Source organism: Actinomadura bangladeshensis, from assembly GCF_004348335.1.
GTDB lineage: Bacteria > Actinomycetota > Actinomycetes > Streptosporangiales > Streptosporangiaceae > Spirillospora > Spirillospora bangladeshensis.
On the sequence record NZ_SMJW01000385.1, the window covers coordinates 1 to 5,254 of the forward strand.

Consider the following 5,254-nt stretch of genomic DNA (forward strand, 5'->3'; position numbering starts at 1 on the left):
CCCCCGGCGTCCCCCCGCCATCCTACCCGCCGGTAATCACCGGCGACGGATCCGGCGAGATCGAAGACTAAGTCGGTGACAAATTCCGGCCGCCATTTACCGGATTGTGCCAATAAGTTCGTGCAGGCTATTGAACGCCGCGTCTATTGCGCCGTAGCGTCCTCGCAACCTCCTTATTTTTGCGAGCGTGGTGTCGTTGGGAATTGAAGTCGTCGTCGAGGGGCTCACGAAGGTATTCGGCCGGCAGACGATCTGGCGGGACGTCACCCTCACCCTCCCCCCGGGCGAGGTGAGCGTGCTGCTCGGGCCGTCCGGGACCGGCAAGACGGTGTTCCTCAAGTCGCTGGTCGGCCTGCTGAAGCCCGAGGAGGGCCGGGTCATGATCGACGGCATCGACATGGTCAACGACCGCGACCGCGAGGTCTTCGAGGCCCGCAAGCGGTTCGGGCTGATGTTCCAGGACGGCGCCCTCTTCGGCTCCCTGACCCTCTTCGACAACATCGCGTTCCCGCTGCGCGAGCACACCAAGAAGAAGGAGTCGGAGATCCGGCGGATCGTGCTGGAGCGGATGGAGATGGTCGGCCTCGGCGGCGAGGAGCGCAAGCTGCCCGGCCAGATCTCCGGCGGCATGCGCAAGCGCGCCGGCCTGGCCCGCGCGCTCGTCCTCGACCCCGAGATCATCCTGTGCGACGAGCCCGACTCCGGCCTGGACCCGGTCCGCACCGCGCACATCTCGCAGCTGCTCATCGACGTCAACGCGCGGATCGACGCGACCATGCTGATCGTCACCCACAACATCGACATCGCCGCGACCGTCCCCGACAACATCGGCATGCTGTACCGCCGCGACCTCGTCGCGTTCGGCCCGCGCGAGGCGCTGCTGACCAGCGAGGAGCCGGCCGTCCTGCAGTTCCTGCACGGCGACACCCACGGCCCCATCGGCATGTCGGAGGAGAAGGACGCGGCGCTGCTGGCCGCCGAGGCCGCCGCCCCGGCCCGCACGCACCGCACCCTGGAGATCCCGCCGCAGCTGCGCCCGACCCCCGGCACACCGCCCCGGCAGGCCGAGCGGCGGCACGCGATGGCGGTGGACGCGATGATGCCGCGGCTGTCCTACCAGGCCCAGCAGGCGATCTACGCCAACCGCCGGAACATGCAGGAGGGCAGCGCCGATGCGAACTGAGGCCCCGACCGCACGGCGCGGCGACGCGCGCGTGCCCGAGCGAGCGGAAGGAGACGCGCGTGGCCGCACCTGACGCCGCCGTCCCCGGCGCCGGCGCGCTGCGCCAGACCGGACGGCTGTTCGCGCTCGCCGGGACCGTGCTGGCGCTGTCGTTCCGGCGCCCGTTCCAGGTCCGCGAGCTGATCCAGCAGTTCTGGTTCATCGCCTCGGTCGCGATCCTGCCGACGGCGCTCGTGTCGATCCCGTTCGGCGCGGTCATCTCGCTCCAGGTCGGGTCGCTGGCCAAGCAGCTCGGCGCGCAGTCGCTCACCGGCGGCGCCAGCGTCCTCGCGGTGGTGCAGCAGGCGAGCCCGCTGATCGTGGCGCTGCTGATCTCCGGCGCGGCCGGGTCGGCGATCTGCGCCGACCTCGGCTCCCGGACGATCCGCGAGGAGATGGACGCGATGGAGGTGATGGGCGTCTCGCCCATCCAGCGCCTCGTCGTCCCCCGCGTCCTCGCCTGCATGGCGGTCGCGGTGCTGCTGAACGGCCTGGTCTCGGTCGTCGGCGTCGCCGGCGGCTACTTCTTCAACGTGGCGATGCAGGACGGGACGCCCGGCGCCTACCTCGCCTCGTTCTCCGCGCTCGCGCAGCTGCCCGACCTCTACATCGGCGAGCTCAAGGCGCTGATCTTCGGGTTCATCGCCGGGGTCGTGGCCGCCTACCGCGGGCTGAACCCGAGCTCCGGCCCGAAGGGCGTCGGGGACGCGGTCAACCAGTCGGTCGTCATCACGTTCCTGATGCTGTTCTTCGTGAACCTCGTGCTGACCGCCATCTACCTGCAGGTCGTCCCCCCGAAGGGAGCGTGACATGGCGGTCCCCGGGGCTCGCCGCCTCCGGCCGGTGAAGCTCGTCTCGTGGCTGGACCAGCCCGGCGACCAGCTCGGCTTCTACGTCCGGTCGCTGCTGTGGACGCCGCGCGCGCTCCGCCGCTACCTGCGCGAGTCGCTGCGGCTGCTCGGCGAGGTCGCGTTCGGCAGCGGCGCGCTCGCCGTCATCGGCGGCACCGTCGGCGTGATGATCGGCATGACGGTGTTCACCGGCGTCGTCGTCGGCCTGTCCGGCTACGCCGCGCTCGACCAGATCGGGTCGGCGGCGTTCACCGGGTTCGTGTCGGCCTACTTCAACACCCGCGAGATCGCGCCGCTGGTGGCCGGGCTCGCGCTGTCGGCCACGGTCGGCGCCGGGTTCACCGCGCAGCTCGGCGCGATGCGGATCAACGAGGAGATCGACGCCCTGGAGGGCATGGGCATCCAGTCGGTGCCCTACCTCGTCACGACCCGCATCATCGCGGGCACGGTCGCGATCGTTCCGCTGTACGGCATCGGGCTGCTCAGCTCCTACCTGGCGTCCAGACAGGTGACGCTGTGGTTCAACGGGCAGTCGGCCGGCACCTACGACCACTACTTCAACATCTTCCTCGCCCCCGAGGACGTGCTGCTCTCGTTCGCCAAGGTACTGATCTTCAGCGTGATGGTGGTGCTCGCGCACTGCTACTACGGCTACCGCGCGGTCGGCGGCCCCGCCGGCGTGGGCGTCGCCGTCGGCCGCGCGGTCCGCACCGCGATCGTGCTGATCAGCGTGACGGACTTCTTCGCCAGCCTCGCCATCTGGGGTGCCACGACGACGGTGAAGGTGACGGGCTGACATGGCGAAACGCAGGACCCGGCACGTGGTCGGGCAGCGGCTCACCGGGGTGGCGTTCCTGCTCGTCCCGGCGCTGCTGATCTGGCTGTCGATCGCGATCTACGACAAGCAGTTCAGCGACGCGACGATGGTGACGCTGCGGACCTCGACGGCGGGGCACGAGATGCACCCGATGGCGGACGTGAAGGTCCGCGGCGTCGTGGTCGGCGAGGTCCGCTCCATCAAGGCGGACGGGTCCGGCGCGAAGCTGGAACTGGCGCTGAAACCGGGGATGACCGACCGGATCCCGGCGGACGTCCAGGCGCGGCTGCTGCCGACGACGGTGTTCGGCGCCCGGTTCGTGTCGCTCGTCCCGCCGCCGGGGTCGGCGGGCCGGCCGATCGCCGACGGCGACGTGATCTCCGAGGACCGCAGCCAGAACGCGGTGGAGCTGTCGGAGGTCCTGAACCACACGATGGACCTGCTGAACACGCTCCAGCCCGCGAAGCTGTCGGCGACGCTGAACGCCATGTCGCGGGCGCTGGAGGGGCGCGGCGACCAGATCGGCCGCAACTTCGAGCAGCTCGACGCGTTCCTGCGCAGGCTCAACCCCGAGGTACCGGCGCTCACCCGCAACCTGGAGGAACTCGCGAAGTTCACCCAGCACGCGTCCGACGCGGCGCCCGACCTGATCCAGGCGCTCACCGACTTCACGGCGACCAGCCGGACGATCGCCGAGCAGCGCACCGCGCTCGCGACGCTGTACGACGCGGTGTCGGGCTCGTCCGCCGACCTGCAGCGCTTCCTGGACGCCAACTCCGGCAACATCATCGCGCTCGCGACCGAGAGCCGCGGGAGCCTGGAGGTGATGCGCCGCTACGCCCCCGCCGCGCCCTGCACGTTCCGCACCCTCGCCGGCTTCATCCCGAAGATGAACGAGGTCCTCGGGAAGGGCACCGACGAGCACGGCGTCCACGGCGTCGTCGTGCCGCTCGAGAACAAGGGCCGCTACATCCCGGGCAAGGACGCGCCCCGCTACGACGGCGGCGACGGGCCGCACTGCCCGAGCGTCCCGTACCTGGGGACGGCGAACGGCGTGCGGGTGCTGCCCGCGGGCGGGGTCCCCGGCAAGGGCGGCGCGGCCGGCGGCGGACTCGGCCCCGCGAACTCGGCGTCGGAGAACGACCTGGTCAACGAGCTGGCCGGGCCGTCGCTCGACGAGGTGCCCGAGGAACTGCCGGACTGGTCCAGCGTGCTGGTCGGGCCGATCTACCGGGGCACGGAGGTGACGGTCAAGTGAGGCTCACCGGACAGGGGCTGAAGGGGCTCGGCTTCCCGCTCTTCAGCTCGCTGGTCTTCATCGTGGTGACGGTGCTGGCGACGGCCCTGCTGGCGTCCAGCATCACCGGCGCGACGAGCGGCGACCGCGTCACCTACTACGCCAAGTTCACCGACGTGGCCGGGCTGCATCCGGGGCACGGGGTGCGGATCGCGGGCGTCGAGGTCGGCCAGGTCGAGGAGATCAAGGTCAGCGACCGGCGGCTCGCCCGGGTGAAGTTCTCCGTCGACCGGGACCGGCGGATCCCGGCCTCGGCGACCGCCGCCGTGAAGTACCTGAACCTGGTCGGCGGCCGGTACATCGCGCTCGGCCAGGGCACCGGCTCGCCGGGCCAGGTGCTGAAGCCCGGCGGGACGATCCCGGTCGGCCACACCGCCGGGACGCTCAACCTCACGCAGCTGTTCCAGGGCTTCCAGCCGCTGATGCAGGCGCTGTCGCCCGGGGACGCCAACAAGCTCTCCGAGTCGATCGTGAAGGTGCTCCAGGGCGAGGGCGGCACCGTCGAGAGCCTGCTGCGCACCGTGGGGCAGCTGACCACCACGCTCGCCGCCAAGGACAAGGTGATCGGCCAGGTCATCGAGAACCTGGACAGCGTCGTCCAGACCATCAACGGACGTGACCGGCAGCTCGTCGACCTGGTCACCACGCTGCGCCGGTTCACCTCCGGCCTCGCGACCGACCGCAGGCCGATCGGGGAGGCGCTCGGGTCGATCGCCGACCTGACCACCGCGACGGCCGGGCTGCTCCAGGTCACCCGGGACCCGCTGAAGGACGACATCGTCCAGCTCGGCCGGCTCAGCGACAACCTCAACCGCGACCAGCCGCTGCTCGAGCGGTTCCTGCAGCGGTCGCCCCAGAAGATGGCGACGCTCGGCCGCATCGGCTCCTACGGGTCGTGGGTGAACTTCTACCAGTGCGAGGTGAAGTTGATCGGCGTCAGCTACGCGGGCTCGGACCTGTCGCACCAGCCGCCGCCGGCCGGCATCCCGATCAAGGACGCGAGGTGCCGCGGATGACGCCCCCGACCCCGCCGACTCCGCCGCCGGGCGGACCGACCCCGACCGGAC

At 70.8% G+C, this 5,254-nt stretch carries 5 protein-coding genes; all 5 read left to right on the forward strand.

Annotation, left to right across the window (positions count from 1 at the left end):
* Positions 1-196 precede the first annotated feature (196 nt).
* Genes E1284_RS38175 through E1284_RS38195 form a run of 5 tightly spaced genes read left to right on the forward strand, consistent with a single transcriptional unit; the run spans position 197 to position 5,203 of the window.
* Entirely contained in the window at positions 197-1,183 is a 987-nt protein-coding gene (locus E1284_RS38175; protein WP_131945015.1) for an ABC transporter ATP-binding protein, read from the forward strand.
* A gap of 59 nt (positions 1,184-1,242) precedes the next feature.
* Positions 1,243-2,031 (forward strand): MlaE family ABC transporter permease, encoded by a 789-nt coding sequence (locus tag E1284_RS38180; protein ID WP_131945016.1) that lies wholly within the window; start codon positions 1,243-1,245, stop codon positions 2,029-2,031.
* 1 nt (position 2,032) lies between these two features.
* Positions 2,033-2,869: an MlaE family ABC transporter permease gene (locus E1284_RS38185; RefSeq protein WP_131945017.1), complete on the forward strand. Its 837-nt coding sequence runs from the start codon at positions 2,033-2,035 to the stop codon at positions 2,867-2,869.
* A gap of 1 nt (position 2,870) precedes the next feature.
* Positions 2,871-4,148, forward strand: coding sequence for an MCE family protein (locus E1284_RS38190; RefSeq protein ID WP_131945018.1), 1,278 nt, complete (start codon positions 2,871-2,873; stop codon positions 4,146-4,148).
* Positions 4,145-5,203 carry an MCE family protein gene (locus E1284_RS38195; protein WP_131945019.1) on the forward strand — a complete coding sequence of 353 codons (1,059 nt, stop codon included), beginning with the start codon at positions 4,145-4,147 and terminating at the stop codon, positions 5,201-5,203. The genes E1284_RS38190 and E1284_RS38195 overlap by 4 nt, the downstream gene beginning before the upstream one ends.
* Positions 5,204-5,254 lie beyond the last annotated feature (51 nt).

Coding starts and splice junctions, on each gene's coding strand:
- E1284_RS38185 (WP_131945017.1), top strand. CDS start 2,033: ATGGCGGTCCCCGGGGCTCGCCGCCTCCGGCCGGTGAAGCTCGTCTCG.
- E1284_RS38190 (WP_131945018.1), top strand. CDS start 2,871: ATGGCGAAACGCAGGACCCGGCACGTGGTCGGGCAGCGGCTCACCGGG.